The following is a 17,790-nucleotide window of genomic DNA, read 5'->3' as shown; positions in this document are numbered from 1 at the left end:
CATGCGAAGGAGCAGCGTCGTAGAATGGATGAAAAGGATGATTTGGACGATCGACCGGCCTCCGGAAAGCGGTCCGGAACCATCAATTCCGTTTCGGTCGCGGCTCGCTTCCTTCATTGTCTGGCAAACGCGCCCAAACCGCTGCCGCTCGGCGCCATCGCAGAACAGACGGAATCAGGCAGTTCGACTGCCCACCGCTACATGCAGAGCCTGATAAAAGAGGGACTTGCGGTTCAGGATCCGACGACCGGCCTTTACGATCTCGGTCCGATGGCTCTCAGTATCGGCATCGCCGCGATCCGTCGGATCGATGGCGTGGAGATCGCCTCGCGCCACATGAAGACCCTCGTGAGCGAAACCATGTCGAGCGGCGGCGTTGCGATCTGGACCGAACGTGGACCGACCCTCGTTCGTTGGTATCGGAACGCCTATTTCTCGATTTCCTCGCTCGGCCTCGGCGACATCCTGCCCATCGACAACAGCGCCTGCGGGCTCTGTTTCCAGGCCTTCCTGCCGCCGGAGCGGATCGAGAGCGCGCGCCGCCTGCAGCCGCCGCATTTTCGTGGCCGCAAAGTGCGTGCCGGCGATCTGGAAAAAATCCGACATGAATGCTGGGCCGAACTCACCGGCCATCTTCTGCCGACGATAACCGGCCTGGCCGTTCCGGTCTTCGACGCTCAGAACGAGATCGTCTGTGTTATGACGACCGTCACGGACCTCGGCCAGAACCGCAGTGCAAACGACGCCGCTACCCTTTTCGCACACGCCAGGAAAGTCGCCCTCCAGACTGGCGGCTCAGACTGCTTAGAATTATCTGCAATGGACGGAAACGTTCGGGGATGAACCCGTTCTATCGCCGACCTGAAAGAGCGTTACGTTTTCTCGTTCAATGACCGCTAGAAAGATAGATCGCCGATAATCTACCACGCGCCGCGCCGCGCCGCGCCGGCCATGTCGTATCGAAGGAGGCGGTGCCAAACTCTTCGGAGATCAGCGCCGCCTTTATCGCTGTCACCTCACCCCATAGTCGGCATGACGAATTCGGGATCGGTGCGGACGCCGGATGGCCACCGGGTCGTGATGGCCTTCATTCGTGTGTAGAAACGTACGCCCTCCATTCCGTGCATGTGGTGGTCGCCGAAGAGCGACTGCTTCCAGCCGCCGAAGCTGTGGAACGCCATCGGCACCGGGATTGGCACGTTGATGCCGACCATGCCGACCTCGATGTCGTGCGCGAAGTTGCGCGCCGCGTCGCCGTCGCGGGTGAAGACCGCCACGCCGTTGGCATAGTCGTGGGCGTGAATCAGATCCACGGCTTCGGCGTAATCCCTGCGGCGCACGACCGACAGGACGGGTCCGAAGATTTCCTCGCGCCAGACACTCATGTCGGGCGTCACGCCGTCGATCAGCGTGGGGCCGACGAAGTAGCCGCCCTCGTAGCCCTGCGGAGGCGTGAAATTGCGCCCGTCCACGACAATTTTCGCGCCTTCTTCCTCACCCCGGTCGATGAGACCCAGGATCCTGTCTCGGGCGGCCTGCGTCACCACCGGCCCCATATCGGAGGCACGGTCTGCGGCCGGTCCGACCTTCAGCGCCTCGATTTTCGGGACGAGACGCTCGATCAGCGCATCGGCCACCCTGTCAGTCACCGGGACAGCGACGGAGATCGCCATGCACCGCTCGCCCGCGGAGCCATAGGCCGCGCCCATCAGCGCATTGGCGGCCATGTCGAGATCGGCATCGGGCAGGATCACCATGTGGTTCTTCGCTCCGCCGAGCGCTTGCACGCGCTTGCCGTTCCGCGTTCCCGTCTCGTGGATATACTTCGCGATCGGGGTCGATCCGACGAAGCTGATCGCTTTCACATCCGAATGCTCCAGCAGCGCATCCACCGCCTCTTTGTCGCCCTGCACCACGTTGAATACCCCCGCGGGCAGGCCCGCCTCGGCCAGCCAGTCGGCGATCAGGAGCGACGCGGACGGGTCCCGCTCGGACGGTTTCAGGATGAACGTGTTTCCGCAGGCGAGCGCGACGGGGAACATCCACATCGGCACCATAGCCGGGAAGTTGAAGGGCGTGATTCCCGCCACGACGCCCAGCGACTGGCGAACCGCGTGGCTGTCGACGCCGGTGCCCACATCTTCGGTGATCTCGCCCTTCAGCAGGTGCGGCGCGCCGATGGCGAACTCGACCACTTCCAGCCCGCGCGTGACCTCTCCCAGAGCGTCGTCATGGGTCTTGCCGTGCTCGGCCGAGATCGCCTGTGCGAGCGCATCCGCGCGGTCCCAGAGGATCATCTTGAACCGATCGAGGATGCGTGCGCGGCGCAGGGGCGGCGTGCGAGACCAGTCGGCCCAGGCCGCCTTCGCGGCGGCGACGGCCATGCCGACCTCGGCGCTCGAGGCCAGCGCGACGGTCTTGGTGCTTTCGCCGGTGGCCGGGTCGTAGACAGGCTGGCTGCGTCCGGACGTGCCCGCCACGCGTACGCCGTCGATGAAGTGTGCGATTTCGGTCATGGATGATACTCCTCTTCGGCGCCCTGTATCGTCCATCTGATTTCGCATATAAACAGACGCAGACAGTGAACCGTTATGCAGAAACGATGATATGAACTGGGACGACTTTCGATATTTTCTGGCGGTGGCGCGAGACGGACAGATGTTGAGTGCCGCAGCCCGGCTCGGTATCAGCCAGTCCCGGCTGAGCCGCCACATCGCGGCGCTGGAAGAGGCTAGCGGCACACGTCTGTTCGATCGCACGACGCGTGGATCGACCCTGACCGAGGACGGCGCCGCGCTCTTCGTCACTGCTGAACGTGTGGAGGCGGAAATCTTGGCGGGCGCGGCGCGGATCGGCGGACACGATGCGGTCGCGGGCACCGTGCGGATCGGCGCACCTGACGGTTTCGGCAGCGCATTTCTCGCGCCACGGCTGGGCCGCTTCCGCTCGGCCTATCCCGATCTGCGCATCCAATTGGTGCCCGTTCCGCGCAGCTTTTCGCTTTCGGAACGCGAGGCCGACCTCGCGATCATGGTGGGCCGACCCGACAAGGGACGCCTGCGCGTACGCAAACTGGTCCCGTATTCGCTGGGGCTTTACGCGTCGCGCGCCTATCTCGACCGGGCGGGCTTGCCCACGACGCCGGACGATTTGCGACACCATACCCGCATCGGCTACGTCGACGATCTCGTCTATACGCCCGAGCTGAATTACGCGCGCGAGTTCCATCGTGACTGGCAGTCGGACATTGCGGTCGCGACGGCCATCGGGCAGTTCGCCGCGGTGCAGGCCGGCGCGGGCATCGGCATCTGCCACGACTTCATGGCCAGGGGAGATGCAGACCTGGTGCGGCTTTTGCCGGAGCTGGAGGCCCGCCGCAGCTACTGGCTGGTCTGGCACGAGAACTTGCGGGTCGCACGCCGGGTGCAGGCCGCGGCCGATCTGCTCGATACGATAGTGCGCGAGGAGCGGCACCTCTTTGCGGCGGACTGATCCTTAGCCGTCGCGTTCCATGATCCATTCTACCTCTGGTGCGGGTACGAAACGCCATTTTCGCAAGGGGCCCGCCATGACGTTGAGGTAATACATCTCGAATCCATAGGGTGCGCCGCAGGGATGATGGCCGCGCGGCACGCAGACCACGTCCCCATCGGATATGGCCATCGTTTCGTCCAGCTGTCCGTCATCCGTGTAGACGCGCTGCACGCCGAAGCCCGACGCCGGGTTAAGGCGGTGGTAGTAGGTCTCTTCCAGGTAGGTGATGCGCGGGAAGTCGTCTTCGTCGTGGCGGTGGCTTGGGAAGGACGACCAGTGGCCCGCAGGGGTGAAGACTTCTGTAACAAGCAGGCTGTCGCAGTAATCCTCGTTCTCCATCGCGATGTTGTTAATGTAGCGAGTATTGGTGCCCCTGCCGCGCTCGGTCAGGGTAATGCCATCGGGTCCGATCCGGCGCGGTTCGTGCCCGCTTTTCCCCGGCGCGGTGCAGATAGCGATGACACAGTCGGTCTCGGCTTTCGCCTCCCACTCGGTGCCATTGGGCAGGTAGAGGCAATGGGGCGGCGTCCGCTCGAACACGTCCATCCGTTCGCCCAGCGTGCCCCAGTCCTGGCCTGCGCCGGTAATCGCCGCCTTACCCTCGACCATTACAAGGATGATCTCCCGGTCGCCGGTCGCCTCGGCTGCCGCATCACCCGCTTTCAGGCGGTAGAGTGAGAAGCCCACATAGCGCCAACCGGCGCTTTCGGGCGTGATCTGATGCACCTTGCCGCGGGTGCCGAACGGCTTTTTCAGAAGGTTGGGCATTAGCCTTTCTCCTCCACGCTCAGGCCGGATGCCTCGCAGCAGTCGAGGATATGCGCGTAGCCTCGCTTCGACGCATCAAGGGGCGCAACCTTCGCAGGATCCTGTTCGGCCTCGACCACGATCCAGCCATCGTAATCCATTTTCGCGAGGGCGTCCGTGACAGCGCGGAAGTCGATGGAACCTTCGGGGTCGCCCGGAACGGTGAACGCGCCCGCTACGACCGCGTCGAGGAACGAGCCATCCTTCGATCGGTTCGCCGCGACCACATCGGCGCGGATATTCTTGTAATGCACGTGCCCGATCCGCCCGCCCCACTTGCGCAGGACCGCCATGATGTCACCGCCTGCCATGTCGAGATGGCCGGTGTCGTAGAGCAGTTGCAGCGCCTCGGGCGCGCCTTCCATCAGCCAGTCGATATCCTCACCATCCTCGACGATGGCGCCCATGTGATGGTGATAGACCACGGGCAAGCCCTGATCGGCGGACCACTTGGCGACCTCGCCCAGCTTGGCGCCGTAGGCTACGATTTCGTCGCGCGTCAGTTTCGGACGTCGTGAGACGGGCGTCAGACGGCTGCCCTGGACGGTGTTCGAGCACTCGGCGTAGACGATGCAGGGGGCGTCCAGTGCGGCAAACTGTTCGACCTGTGCGCGGATCTGGTCGATCTCGGTCTGCACGTCGTTGGCCAGCAACGATCCCGAATACCATCCTCCACAGAGCGCGAGACCGTAACGATCGAGGTAGGCACGCAAGCCTTCGGTGTCGGCGGGCATACGGCGGCCCCGTTCGATGCCGGTATAGCCGATCTCGGCGGCATCGCGCATCGCGTCGTCCATGGTGAAATCGCTTGTCAGCTCGGGCAGGTCGTCGTTCTGCCAGGCCACGGGGGAGATGCCGATCTTGACGGACATGGGTCAGACCTTTCTTTGACGGTCGCGGTTCTGCTCGTAGGTCGCGCGAGCGGCGCGGACCTCTTCGCGAATAGAAACTTCAGGCACCGCTACGTCCCACCAATATCCGCCCGCCCCGGTTCCGGCGTGGGGATCGGTGTCGAGCACGATGACCGATGGGATATCGCGTGCGCGGGCCTCGGCCAGCTTCTGCTCGAGATCTGCCACTCCCGTCGCTTTTTCCGCGTGCGCGCCCATCGAGGCGGCATGGGCCACGAAATCGATCTGCGGCTGCGTCTCGACGCGGGAATGCTCATACATGTTGTTGAACGGCGCGCCGCCGGTGCCTTTTTGCAAGCGGTTGATGCAGGCGTAGCCGCGGTTATCGCTAAGGACGATCGTGAAGGGAACGCGGCGCATCACCGCCGTCGCAAGTTCGGAATTCGCCATCATGTAACTGCCATCGCCGATGAAGCAGATCACGTCCGCCTTTGGCCGGGCGAGCTTGATGCCCATGGCCCCCGCGATCTCGTAGCCCATGCAGGAAAAGCCGTATTCCATGTGATAGCCGCCTTGCGCGGGCCGCCAGAGCGTGTGCAGCGCGCCAGGCATAGTGCCAGCCGCGCACATGACGACCGTGTCCGGTCCTGCCTGCCGCTGCACCGCGCCGATTACCTGCGCGTCGGTCGGCAGCCCGTCGCCGTTGGGTGCCGCCATCACCGCATCGGAAGCGCTGATCCAATCGCCCTTCACCTTTTTCGGAGCCCGCTGCGCGGCGTCGTCGCCCAGCAGGTCCGAGAGTGCACACAAGCTTTCCAAGGCATCGCCCTGCACCGGGACCGCGCCCCGCTTGTGCGCGTCATAGGCCGCGACGTTGAGCGAGATCAGCTGTTGCCCTTCGGCCCCGAAGAGCGCCCACGAGCCGGTGGTGAAGTCCTGGAACCGCGTGCCGACGCCGATCACCACGTCCGCTTCCGACACGGTTTCGTTCGCGGCGTCTGTGCCGGTCACGCCTACGGCGCCCAGATTCATCGGGTGATCCCAGGCCAACGCGGACTTACCCGCCTGCGTCTCGACCACCGGGATCCCGTGCCGCGTCGCGAAATCTGCCAGCGCGTCTTCTGCCTCCGAATAGATGACTCCGCCGCCGCCGACGATCACAGGCCGATCAGCCTTCCGGATCAGGTCGGCCGCGGCTTCGAGCTCGGCCAAATCCGCGCGCGGACGGCGTTTGCGCCAGGTTTGCGGCGCGAAGAAGCTCGCAGGGTAATCATATGCCTCGGCCTGAACGTCCTGGCAGAAGGACAGTGTGACCGGGCCGCAGACCGCCGGATCGGTCAGGACCTGCATCGCGCGCGGCAAAGCGGTCAGCAATTGCTCGGGCCGCTCGATCCGGTCGAAATAGCGGCTGACGGGCCGAAGGCAGTCGTTCACGCTGACCGTGCCGTCCTCGAAATCCTCGATCTGCTGTAGGACGGGATCCGGGCCGCGGTTTGCGAAGACGTCGCCGGGGATCAGAAGGACCGGCAGACGGTTCACGTGCGCGAGCGCCGCCGCTGTCACCAAGTTCGTGGCGCCCGGCCCGATGGAGGACGTGACAGCCATCGCCCGGTTGCGCTTGCTGGCCTTGGCATAGGCGATGGCGGCATGAGCCATTGTCTGCTCGTTCTGGCCGCGCCAGGTGGGCAGGTCGTCGCCCGCCGCATGCAGCGCCTCGCCAATCCCCGCCACGTTGCCATGGCCGAAGATCGCCCAGACGCCATCGATGAACCGCTCGTTTTCGGCGTTCGACTGGACAGCCAGCCAGCGCACCATCGCCTGGGCGGCGGTCAAACGGATCGTGTCGCTCATGCCGCGCTGTCCTTTCCGGCGTCCCGTTTCGCCATTTCCCATATGTCGCAAAGCCTCGCATAATTGTCTTTCATCGTCTCGACGGCCTCGGCATCCGAGCACTGCCCCGTGAACCAGTCGCGCGCGGCCTGCCCGAAGATCGTGCGCCCGACCGCGAAGCCCTTGACCAGCGGGAACCCGGCGGCCAGCGCCAAGCTTTCGCGCAATTCCTCCTCGGGCGCGTCGAGACCCAGCACCATGATCCCCCGCGTGCGCGGATCGTTCCGCTCGATGGTGCCGCAGGCGGCGGCCCAAGCCCGTTCGCTGCGGAACGGCTCAAGCTTCCACCAATCGGGGTAGACTCCTACATTGTAGATCCGCTGGATCACCGACGGGGTCGTCTCGTCGTCCATAGGGGCGACTTTCGAGGGTATGACCTCCAACAGGAACTCCAGCCCATTCCGGCGGCAGGACGTGTAGAGCCGTTCGATCGTCCCCAGTTGATCCGCCCACATGGCCGCGTCGTCCTGCGGGTGAGGGAAGCACAGACATTTCACCACTTGTGTGTGCGGCCATTCGGCCAGCCCCCCGCAGTCTGGGCCGACTTGTGGCTCCAGCCGCAGCGGACGTGAGCCGGGCCATTCCACGGGACGTCCGATCCAAAGCCCTGTGCCCGCCGCGCGATACAGCGCGTCGGTGCCGAGACGGCCGTCGCACAGGATGCCATGACCGGCCCGTCCGTCCGCATGGGCCAGCGCCGCGTCGAGGCAGAGTTCCTTGAACGCGCCGATCTTTTCAGGCGTAGCGCCCTCCATCTCTTCCATCTGAGAGCGGTGGTCGAAGGCGAACACACGGATGTCGGGCCAATCGCCGGTCCGGTTCGTGGCCCAATGCACATGCTCCAGCGCGGTGTCGTTGCGCAGGTCCGGACGCTGCACGCCGCGGTCGAGGAAGAATTGCAACTCCTCCCAACTCGGGTAGGCCGGGGTGCAGCCGTGTCGGCTGACGGCCAGCGCGCCACACGCGTTGGCGTAGGTCAGTGCGGTCGGCCAGTCGGTATCGGTCATCCAGCCCTTCAGCAGGCCAGACATGAAGCCATCGCCCGCGCCCAGCACGTTGAAGACCTCGATCGGGAAACCGGGCCCGGTCTGGCCCTCGTCCAGGCTCTCCGGAATCTCGCCGTCGAAGGCGCTCGCGCCCATCGGGCCGCGCTTGCAGACAAGCACGGCGTCGGATATGGCGCGAACGGCACGCAAGGCCTCCAGCGTGTCGGTGGAGCCGCCCGCGATGTGGAATTCTTCCTCGGTGCCGACGATCAGATCGAAGAGAGACAGTGTCGACTGCAGCTTGCGCGTCACTTCGACGCTTTCGACAAAGCGGCTCTCGCCCTCGCCATGGCCCGCAACGCCCCAGAGGTTCGGGCGATAGTCGATGTCGAGCGCCGTGCGCTGGCCATTCTCGCGCGCCAGCCGTAGCGCCTTCAGCGTCGCGGCCTCGACATTGGGATGGCTAAGGTGCGTGCCTGTCGCGACCACCGCGCGGGCCTTCGCGATGAAGGCGGGGTCGATGTCGTCCTCGGTCAGGCCCATGTCGGCACAGTTCTCGCGGTAAAAGATCAGCGGGAAGCTATCACGGTCGCGGATGCCCAGGATCACCAGAGCGGTCAGCCGGTCCGGATCGGTCTTGACGCCGGAGATGTCGACGCCTTCGCGCAGAAGCTGCTCGCGGATGAAGCGGCCCATATGCTCATCGCCGACGCCGGTGATGACCGCCGATTTCAGCCCCAGCCGCGCAGTGCCGCAGGCGATATTGGTGGGAGAGCCGCCGATATACTTGTCGAAGGACCCCATATCCTCGAGCCGGCCACCCACCTGGCTGCCGTAGAGGTCGACCGAGGATCGCCCGATGGTAATGACATCGAGAGACGCCGCCATCAGACCGTGCCCCCGAGCGAGCCTTCGAGCTGCGCCATCTCCTGGCCGCCGGCCATCATGTCCTGCAACTCTTCGGGCGTGATCTCGCCCCGCGTTGCGGTGCCCAGCGTCTTGCCGCGGTTCAGCACAGTGAAACGGTCGCCCACGGCCAGCGCGTGGCGCACGTTGTGACTGATGAAGACCACGCCGATACCCTGCTTGCGCACCCGGTCGATGGTCGCCAGCACGTTCGAGGTCTGTCGCACGCCCAGAGCCGATGTCGGTTCGTCCAAGATAAGAACGCGCGCGCCAAAATAGACAGCGCGGGCGATAGCGACCGTCTGACGCTCGCCGCCCGATAGGGTGCCGACGGCCTGATCCGGCGCGCGCAGGTTGATGCCCATGTCCCGCATGTGGCTCATGGTGATCTCGTTCATCTTTTCGATGTCGAGCCGCTTGAAGGGACCAGCGCCCTTCGTCGGTTCCCGCCCCATGAAGAAGTTGCGCGTGACGCTCATCAGCGGAATCATTGCGAGATCCTGGAACACCGTGGCGATCCCGGCCTCCATCGCCTCGCGAGGGTTGGAGAAATCCATCGGCTTGCCGTCGATGTTGATCGTGCCCTTTGTGGGTTCGTAAACGCCCGACATCGTCTTGATGAAGGTCGATTTTCCCGCGCCATTGTCGCCCAGCAGGCAGTGACATTCACCGGGGCGGACGTCGAAGCTGACACCGGCCAGTGCGATGATGTTGCCGAAGTGCTTTTCGATGTCGCGCATCTCGATGATGGGCTTGGCATCCGCGTCGGGCGCACCGTGGTGAAACTTGGTTTCCTGCTCCATTCTACCGCTCCCCCGTGACACGCTTGCGGATGTAGTTGTTGAAGAGAACGGCGATCAGAAGCATCCCGCCAAGGAACACCTGGAACCAGTCCTGATCAAAATCGGTATAGGTCAGGCCAATGGTGACCATGCCGAAGATGATTGCCCCGAAAAACGCGCCGATGGCCGAGCCGTAGCCGCCCGTCAGCAGGCAGCCACCGATCACTGCGGCGATGATCGCCTCGAATTCCTTCATGAAGCCACGCCGTGCGTCGGTCGAGCCGGAGTCCATAACCGTGATGATGGCAACCAGCGCACCGCAGCAGGCGGCGAACATGAACAGGCTTGTCTTTACCTTGCGGACCGGCACGCCTGAGTTCGAGGCCGCATTGCGGTCGCCGCCGCTGGCGAAGATCCAGTTGCCGTAGGGCGTGCGCAGCAGGATGAAGGTCGCGACCACCGTCAGGACGATGAACCAGAGGATCTCGACCGGGATGCCAGGCACTTTCGGCGTGCCGTTATTGAAGGTCTCGACCAGTCCGGCATCGGCAAGCCACAGAAACAGCCCGCCGAATGCGTCGCCGGAAAACAGTGGGGCCAGCCAGTCGTTCTCGACCGCGTCGCGCACACCGCGCAGTTGGGTCGATCCGTTCGAGGCCAGCTTGAGGCCGACGAGAGACGCGCCGCGCAGGATGAACAGGAAGGCAAGCGTCACGATGAAGGAGGGTAGACCGGTCTTGAGCACGATCGTGCCGTTCACCGCGCCGATGCAGGCCGCGACGAGTAATGTCAGCGGGATCGCCACGATCAGCGGTAGGCCCAAAGTCACGGCGCAGGCACCGAAGATCAAACCGGCAAAGGCGACCATCGACCCGATGGAGAGATCGAATTCACCGCCGATCATCAGCATCGCGGCGCCGATGGCGAGGATGCCCAACTGAGCGGCAGGGGTCATGAAGTTCATGATACCCGACAGCGTGAACATCGCGCTGTCGGCGGTGGCCAGGAAGAACAGCGTGACCAGGATGACGCCCGCGATGGCCCCCAGTTCCGGGCGGCGCAGAAGCCTGGCACCGGTCCGTTCTTTCTTCATCCTTTCGTCGGTGACGATCTGCGGCGTGTCGGACATCTCGGTTCCCTCCCGTGAACTCGGAAGGTCCGTGGCGCGGCAGACGCGCCACGGACCTTTCACTTAGTGATGCGCTGAAGCCCTGGCTTAGCGAATCCCCTGCGCCGACAGGTCGACGGCCTGAGCGGCCTTGTCCTGCGTCACCAGGTTCGGGCCCGACGGCACATCGCCGCCCGGAACCAGGCCGTAATTCGCGTTCATCGCCAGGAAAACGACCGGCAGGTAACCCTGCAGGAACTGCTGCTGGTCGATGGCGAAGGCGGCATCGCCCGCGGCGACAGCCTCGAGGAACCCGGCGGAGAGGTCGAAGGTCGCGACCATCACTTCGCCAGTGCGACCGACGGCCTCGACGGCGGCCAGCGCGGGCTCGCCCACGAGGCTGGCGCCAAGACCCATGACAGTGTCGATGTCGGGATTGCTTTCTAGCGCGGCCTGCACCTTCGCCTGCACCTCGGCGGGATCGTTCTGTGTCGGGATCACCTCGACATTGCCGCCAAAGCCTTCCGCGAAGCCTTCGCAGCGCAGATCGAGCGCGACGTTGCCGACTTCCTGATTGACGCAGATGCCGGTGGTGCCGCCCATCTCGGCAAGCTTCTCACCAGCGGCGCGACCGGCTGTGAATTCGTCCTGACCGACATGCAAAAGCGCCCCCAGATCGGACGCCACGTCAGAGCCCGAATTCATCGAGATCACCGGGATCCCGGCCTGCACCGCACGCTCGATGGACGGCCCGAGCGCGTCGGCATCGGGAATTGACACGACAAGACCGTCGGGCTCCTGGTTCACGGCGGCATCGATCAACTGGCTCATCTGGACCATGTCAAAGGTCTCGGGCGAGCGGAAATCGACATTGGCGCCCGTGTGCTCGGCAGCCATGTCGGCACCGTTCTTGACGACCGACCAGAACGGGTCGTTCGCCTGACCATGGGCCACGACGATGATGTCCTGCGCAAAGGCGGGCACGGCAACGGTCATACCGGCGAGCACGGCCGCCGTCTTCAAGAGTTTTTTCATGGTTTCCTCCCTGGATCCCTGGCTTGCCGATCCGGATACGCAGACCGGCTTCAAAATGCCCCGTGAATAATTTTGGAACATTTATTCCATTTAGGAGACTCCGAGGGTTACTGTCAATCCTGCTGTCGCGCCGCCGCGGCCGCAACCGCCAGTGCCGTGCTCAAGGTGATCGCAGCATTCAGCGCCCGAAAGCCGCCGATCTCGTTTTCCCGCGCTATGAGCAGGGGGTCGGCGAAATCCTTGATCGGACAGGTGTCTGAGTCGGACAGGCCCAGCACACGCGCGCCCCGCTCTGCTCCGCGTCGCGCCAGCGCAACCGTTTCGTCCGAAAAAGGGGCGAACGTGATGGCGAACACCACGTCGTCGTCGGTGATCGTCAGTGACTCGTCTTGCTGCCCGACGACCGAATGAAGGGCCGCGGGCAGGTCGAGCTTGTTCAGCAGATAGACCACGTTCGCCGCCACCGCATAGGCGCGCCGCAACCCCACGACATGGATCGTCCGCGCTGAAGAGAGTAGTGTCGCCGCGCGCGTCAGATCCGAAGTCGGGACAGAATTTCCAAGGGATAGCAAAGATTTATGCCCCGACTCGGCGAAGTCCGCCAGAAGCGTTCCGGCATCCTCGGCCAAGTCGGTCCGCAACTGCGCCAGCCGCGTGTCGTAATCCGGACGGAAGGCCGTGAACTGGGCGCGGAAAAGTGTCTGAAGGTCGGAGTAGCCAGAAAAGCCGAGCGCCTGGCAAAATCGCATATACGCCGATGGCGCGACCCCGGCCGCCTTCGCCATGTCCGAGACCGTCGAGACGGCAATCAGATGCAGATGGCGACGGGTGAAGGTCGCCGACTGGCGAAGCCGTTTCGGCGCGCTTTCGATCAACGCATCCATCCGCGACATCGCTTCTGTGACGGTCGTGGGGGCGCTCGCTGGCTCGGCTGCCGAGTTCTCCATGTACGATATCCTTCTTGACAAGCTCAGGGTAACTGCTCATTCCAGAAATGGAACAAAAATTTCACTTGGAGCGGTCGTGGCACTGTCACTTGGACTAATCGGCGGGGGTTTCATGGGCAAGGCCCACGCGCTGGCCTACCGGGCAGCGGGTGCGGTCTTCGGCGACGTGCCTCACGTTCGGATGGCGGCGTTCTGTGACGTTCACCTGACGCGGGCCGAAAGCCTCTCCGGCCAGTTCGGCTTCGACAGAGCAACCGACAGCTGGCAAGCGCTGGTCGAAGATCCGGAGATCGACATCGTCTCGATCACCGTTCCCAACACGCTTCACAAGACCATCGCGCTGGCCGCGCTGGCTGCGGGCAAACACGTCCATTGCGAGAAACCGCTCGCCCTTACCTGCGCGGACGCGCAGGAGATGGAAGCCGCGGCCCGGCGTGCGAAGGGCCGAACGATCGTCGGCTACAATTACATTCACAACCCCATAGTGCGCCATGCGCGTCGGCTGATCGAGGAAGGCGCGATCGGGCGGCCGGTCCATTTCCGTGGTTGGGTCGACGAGGATTACCAGGCCGACCCCGACCTGCCATGGACCTGGCGCGCGCGGCGAGCGGATGCGGGGCTTGGTGCACTTGGAGACCTCGGCTGCCATCTGGTCTCGATGAGCCACATCCTGATGGGCCCGATGGAGAGCCTGATCGCGGATAATCAGATCATTCATGAGACCCGCCCGCTTCCCGACGGCAACGGCCGCGCCCCGGTCGAGAACGAGGACACGGCGTCGGCCATCGTGCGCTACGCAAGCGGTGCACAGGGTACGCTCTGCACGTCGCGGTCGGCCTGGGGGCGCAAGAACAAGCTCGACTGGGAGGTCCACGGCACGCGCGGCATGATCGCCTTCAGCCAGGAGCGTTTGAACGAGCTGCAGATCTACGAGGCGTGTGGTCCGAGAGACCGGCAGGGCTTCCGGACGATCCTTGCGGGGCCGGAGCATCCGCCCTACGCCGCTTTTTGCCCCGCGCCCGGACACCAGCTTGGCTTCGGCGATCTCAAGACCATCGAGGTTGCGACCTTCCTGCGGGCCATTGCCTCGGACGAAGACGTCTTCCCGAATTTCACCGACGCGCTGGCCTTCGAGGCGGCGATCCACGCCATCGACACATCCGCCCGCGAAGAACGGCGCGTTACCCTTTGAAATCTGATATCGGAGTTTCCTCATGAAAGTCGCTCTTTTCGGCGCTGGCCGCATCGGCAAGGTCCACGCCGCTTCGATCCGCATGGACCCCCGGTCCGAGCTTGTCGCCGTCACCGACGTGATGACCGACGCGGCCGAGGCACTGGCCAAAGAATACAACATCGCCGCCCGCTCGGCAGAGGCGATTCTCGCAGATGACAGCATCGACGCGATCCTCATCGCCTCGTCCACCAACACCCACGCCGACCTGATCGATGCGGGCGTGAAGGCCGACAAAGCCATCTTCTGTGAAAAGCCCATCGATCTGTCGCTCGACCGGGCGCTGGGGGTCCGCAAGATCGCGGCCGACCACGACAAGCCGATGATGATGGGGTTCAACCGCCGCTTCGATCCGAATTTCGCCGCGCTAAAGGCCGCCCTCGACGCGGGCGATGTCGGCAAGGGAGAACTGCTGTCCGTCACTTCCTACGACCCGGCGCCGCCGCCGGTCAGCTACATCAAGGTATCGGGCGGACTCTACCGCGACATGATGATCCACGATTTCGACATGTGCGCCTTCCTTTTCGGCATGCCTCGGACGGTCATGGCCCACGGATCGTGCCTCGTCGATCCCGAGATTGGTGAGGCCGGCGATGTCGATACCGCCGTGGTCGTCCTGACCTACGACGACGGGCGGATCGCTACGATCCGAAACTCGCGCCGCGCGCCCTACGGCTACGATCAGCGGGTCGAAGTGCTGGGTGCCAAGGGGACGATCGAGGCACAGAACGAGATCGAGAACACCGTCATCGCCACGACCGAGGCAGGCCGCATCTCCGCCAAACCCGTCTATTTCTTCCTCGAGCGTTACATGCGCGCCTATGCTGTCGAATGGTCGGCCTTCGTCGACGCCTGTGTCGATGGCAAGGCGGTGCCCGCAACCATCCAGGACGGCGTCAATGCGCTTGCACTTGCCGAGGCTGCGAACCGGTCGCTGGCCGAGGGGCGACCGGTCACGGTGACGCCCGAGATGACCGGAGCCTGAGCCGATGGCCTTCGCCCTTGCCGCCTGCGCCGAAATGCTCTGGCTCGACAAGCCCATCGAATGGCGCTGCGCGCGCCTTCACGAGATGGGATTTCAGGTCGGGCTCTGGAATTGGCCCGACCACGATCTGGACAGGCTTCAGGCGTCCGGCGCGACCTTCTCGATCATGAATGGCTACCTCGAAGGGCGGCTTGGGGATGATGATGGCGCCGAGATGTTGCTGGCTTCCGCACGCGAAACCGCGGCGATTGGCAAGCGGTTGGGGGTGGCGCGGCTGAACCTGCACGGCACCGGTCTGAGCGATGGCGGTCGCCCGAAAGTGGCCGAGGTCGCGACGCCGCTGAAATGGGTGAAGGCGCGGGACACACTCATGCGGATCTGCGACCTGGCCCAGGAGCTCGAAGTCGTCTTCACGCTGGAGAACCTGAATCTGCCAGTCGACCATGCAGGCGTGCCGTTCGCACGGGCTGAAGAGACGCTGGCGCTTGTGGCGGCGGTGGACCGGCCGGAGCTGCGCCTGAACCTCGATCTCTATCACGCGCAGATCGGCGAAGGGAACCTGATCGAACTCTGCCGAGCTTGCCGAAAGTGGATCGGCGAAATTCAGGTCGCGGACGTTCCTGGCCGGTGCGAGCCGGGGACGGGCGAAATCAATTACGCCGGCGTCGCCCGCGCGCTGACCGCTATGGGCTACGAAGGACCGGTCGGCTTGGAATCGTGGGCATCCGACACTCCGGAGGCGGCATTGGAGGCTTTCAGGTCCGCCTTCAGCTGAGAGCCGGGCTTTCGGCGGGAGGGAACCGATCCAGGAGGTTATCAGGAATGGTGTTCGGCGTGTCGCGCGCGCTGGGCGTCCATACGCGATGCGCGTTCGTCTCTCAAAATTCTTCGCCTACCATGACCTTATGTCCAGGCTTAACTTCGACGTAGTCCCGTTTGGGTGGCACGTAATCAGTCGGTCGGATCGGACTTTTCAATTCGCCAGCGTCAACTTCATGCTTGATCTTTCGACGGCCCGGGTCCGGGACGGGAACTGCAGAAATCAGCTTCTTGGTATAAGGGTGCTGAGGGTTGTTGAACACTGACGCCCGTGGGCCGATTTCGACGATTTCACCAAGGTACATGACCGCCACGCGATGGCTCACCCGTTCGACCACTGCCATGTCATGGGAGATGAACAGATAAGAGAGATTAAGGCTCTGCTGCAGTTCCAGCAGAAGATTGCACACCTGTGCCTGGATCGAGACATCAAGTGCGGAGACGGCTTCATCCGCGACGATCACCTTCGGATCAAGCATCAGAGCTCGAGCGATCGCGATCCTCTGCCGCTGGCCGCCGGAAAATTCATGCGGATACCGCTGCATCATGTCGGCCGACAGTCCCACCTTGTCCAAAAGGGCCGCTGCCTTATCGCGCGCCTCGGATTTTGTGCCGAACCGATGTTGAATGAAGGGTTCCATTACCGCCGAGCCGATGCTCATCCTGGGATTGAGAGAAGCGTAAGGATCCTGAAAGATCATCTGTATGGATTGACGCATCTTCCGCAGTTTCGAGCCGCTCAGTTCCATCACCTCAAAGCCATTGAGCGTCACCTCGCCGCGTTGTGGGGTGATGAGACGGGTCAAGGATCGGCCCGTGGTCGATTTGCCGCAGCCGGATTCTCCGACGATCGAAAGCGTCTCGCCTGGATAAAGATCGAAGGAGACACTCTCGACGGCATGAACGACGCCCCTTGTGCGACCGAAGGCACCACCGCGTATAGGAAAGCGAGTGGTAAGGTCCCTGACTTCAAGAATGGGCGCTCCATCGCGGATCACTGTGTCGGCAATTCTTGGCGGGTCTTTTTTCTCACCCGTTTCCAAATCGACCATGGGAAACCGGCGCGGAAGATCGCTGCCCTTCATCGAACCGAGCACTGGCACTGCGGCCAACAAGCCGCGCGTATAAGGGTGCTGGCCGTTTCTGAAGATATCCGCGGTTTGACCAATTTCGACGGCATCGCCCCGGAACATCACAATCGTCCGGTCCGCCACTTCTGCCACCACGCCCATATCGTGCGTAATGAACAGGACCGACATTCCTTCTTCTTCCTGCAGTGTCTTAATCAAGTCGAGAATTTCGCTTTGGATCGTGACGTCCAGCGCAGTCGTCGGTTCGTCGGCAATCAGGAGCTTGGGTTTGGAGGCAAGCGCCATCGCGATCATCACTCGCTGACGCATCCCGCCGGAAAATTGATGCGGGTATTCGTCGAACCTTTTATCGGCGTTGGGAATCCGAACCTTTTCGAGCAACCGGATGACTTCGGCTTTGGCGTTGGCCTTTGAGATGTCCTGATGCACCCGCAAAGCCTCAGCGATCTGGAAGCCGACCGGGAAGATGGGATTGAGTGAGGTCATCGGCTCCTGAAAGATCATGGCAATGTCATTGCCGCGCACCTTGCGCATTTCTTCTGCACTCAGGGAGAGAAGATCGCGACCGTTGAGTTTCACCTCTCCTTCGATCCGGCTCGCCTGCTCCGAGAGCAGGCGCATGATCGACAGGGAGGTGACGCTCTTTCCGGAACCGGATTCACCCACGATTGCGACCGTCTCCTGCGAACCAATGTCGAAACTGACATTGCGGACAACCGTCTTCCATTTATCGCGGGCCCTGAAAGAGGTGCTGAGATTTCTTACCGAGAGCACAGGGGAAGCGACTGTTCCTTGCGCTGTCGAGCCAGTGCCCATCT

General features: G+C 63.4%; 15 protein-coding genes. 5 read left to right on the top strand and 10 right to left on the bottom strand.

Annotated elements, in window-relative coordinates; translation table 11 throughout:
* The first annotated feature begins 24 nt into the window (after positions 1–24).
* Positions 25–843 carry an IclR family transcriptional regulator gene (locus D8780_RS14735; RefSeq protein WP_121646636.1) on the top strand — a complete coding sequence of 273 codons (819 nt, stop codon included), beginning with the start codon at positions 25–27 and terminating at the stop codon, positions 841–843.
* A gap of 173 nt (positions 844–1,016) precedes the next feature.
* Here the strand turns inward: D8780_RS14735 and D8780_RS14730 are convergent, their stop codons facing one another.
* Entirely contained in the window at positions 1,017–2,516 is a 1,500-nt protein-coding gene (locus D8780_RS14730) for a CoA-acylating methylmalonate-semialdehyde dehydrogenase (RefSeq protein ID WP_121646635.1), read from the bottom strand.
* Between the two features lie 91 nt (positions 2,517–2,607).
* Here D8780_RS14730 and D8780_RS14725 point away from each other — a divergent pair, with 91 nt between their 5' ends.
* Complete coding sequence (locus D8780_RS14725) at positions 2,608–3,492, top strand: LysR family transcriptional regulator (protein ID WP_121646634.1); 885 nt, start codon at positions 2,608–2,610, stop codon at positions 3,490–3,492.
* Positions 3,493–3,495: 3 nt separating this feature from the next.
* Here the strand turns inward: D8780_RS14725 and iolB are convergent, their stop codons facing one another.
* The 8 genes from iolB to D8780_RS14685 all read right to left on the bottom strand — a co-directional run bounded on the left by iolB (position 3,496) and on the right by D8780_RS14685 (position 12,846).
* The gene (iolB, locus tag D8780_RS14720; protein ID WP_121646633.1) at positions 3,496–4,302 is read right to left on the bottom strand and encodes a 5-deoxy-glucuronate isomerase; all 807 of its coding nucleotides are present in this window, start codon (positions 4,300–4,302) and stop codon (positions 3,496–3,498) included.
* Positions 4,302–5,213 carry a myo-inosose-2 dehydratase gene (gene iolE, locus D8780_RS14715; RefSeq protein ID WP_121646632.1) on the bottom strand — a complete coding sequence of 304 codons (912 nt, stop codon included), beginning with the start codon at positions 5,211–5,213 and terminating at the stop codon, positions 4,302–4,304. The genes iolB and iolE overlap by 1 nt, the downstream gene beginning before the upstream one ends.
* Before the next feature lie 3 nt (positions 5,214–5,216).
* Entirely contained in the window at positions 5,217–7,043 is a 1,827-nt protein-coding gene (gene iolD / locus D8780_RS14710; protein WP_121646730.1) for a 3D-(3,5/4)-trihydroxycyclohexane-1,2-dione acylhydrolase (decyclizing), read from the bottom strand.
* Positions 7,040–8,956, bottom strand: a complete 1,917-nt coding sequence (locus D8780_RS14705) for a bifunctional 5-dehydro-2-deoxygluconokinase/5-dehydro-2-deoxyphosphogluconate aldolase (protein ID WP_121646631.1) — start codon at positions 8,954–8,956, stop codon at positions 7,040–7,042. Before D8780_RS14705 ends, iolD begins: the two co-directional genes overlap by 4 nt.
* Complete coding sequence (locus D8780_RS14700) at positions 8,956–9,777, bottom strand: ATP-binding cassette domain-containing protein (protein ID WP_121646630.1); 822 nt, start codon at positions 9,775–9,777, stop codon at positions 8,956–8,958. Before D8780_RS14700 ends, D8780_RS14705 begins: the two co-directional genes overlap by 1 nt.
* 1 nt (position 9,778) lies before the next feature.
* On the bottom strand, positions 9,779–10,885 hold the full coding sequence (locus tag D8780_RS14695; RefSeq protein ID WP_121646629.1) for an ABC transporter permease: 1,107 nt from the start codon (positions 10,883–10,885) through the stop codon (positions 9,779–9,781).
* Between the two features lie 87 nt (positions 10,886–10,972).
* Positions 10,973–11,860, bottom strand: a complete 888-nt coding sequence (locus D8780_RS14690; protein ID WP_245412431.1) for a sugar ABC transporter substrate-binding protein — start codon at positions 11,858–11,860, stop codon at positions 10,973–10,975.
* A 152-nt stretch (positions 11,861–12,012) separates the two neighbouring features.
* Positions 12,013–12,846 carry a MurR/RpiR family transcriptional regulator gene (locus tag D8780_RS14685; RefSeq protein WP_121646627.1) on the bottom strand — a complete coding sequence of 278 codons (834 nt, stop codon included), beginning with the start codon at positions 12,844–12,846 and terminating at the stop codon, positions 12,013–12,015.
* A 76-nt stretch (positions 12,847–12,922) separates the two neighbouring features.
* Between D8780_RS14685 and D8780_RS14680 the strand changes: the two genes are divergently transcribed.
* From D8780_RS14680 to D8780_RS14670, 3 genes are read left to right on the top strand one after another with little or no spacing between them, the layout of a single operon-like run.
* Complete coding sequence (locus tag D8780_RS14680; RefSeq protein ID WP_121646626.1) at positions 12,923–14,038, top strand: Gfo/Idh/MocA family protein; 1,116 nt, start codon at positions 12,923–12,925, stop codon at positions 14,036–14,038.
* Between the two features lie 22 nt (positions 14,039–14,060).
* Positions 14,061–15,062 carry an inositol 2-dehydrogenase gene (gene iolG, locus D8780_RS14675; RefSeq protein ID WP_121646625.1) on the top strand — a complete coding sequence of 334 codons (1,002 nt, stop codon included), beginning with the start codon at positions 14,061–14,063 and terminating at the stop codon, positions 15,060–15,062.
* Between the two features lie 4 nt (positions 15,063–15,066).
* Positions 15,067–15,837 (top strand): TIM barrel protein, encoded by a 771-nt coding sequence (locus tag D8780_RS14670; protein ID WP_121646624.1) that lies wholly within the window; start codon positions 15,067–15,069, stop codon positions 15,835–15,837.
* A 103-nt stretch (positions 15,838–15,940) separates the two neighbouring features.
* On the opposite strand, the gene D8780_RS14665 is transcribed toward D8780_RS14670, so the two are convergent.
* Entirely contained in the window at positions 15,941–17,788 is a 1,848-nt protein-coding gene (locus tag D8780_RS14665; protein ID WP_121646623.1) for an ABC transporter ATP-binding protein, read from the bottom strand.
* Between the last annotated feature and the right edge of the window lie 2 nt (positions 17,789–17,790).

The sequence above is a fragment of the Notoacmeibacter ruber genome (assembly GCF_003668555.1).
Taxonomy (GTDB): Bacteria; Pseudomonadota; Alphaproteobacteria; order Rhizobiales; family Rhizobiaceae; genus Notoacmeibacter; species Notoacmeibacter ruber.
The sequence above is the reverse complement of the archived record's forward strand: the minus strand, read 5'-3'. Positions and strand labels throughout refer to the sequence as shown.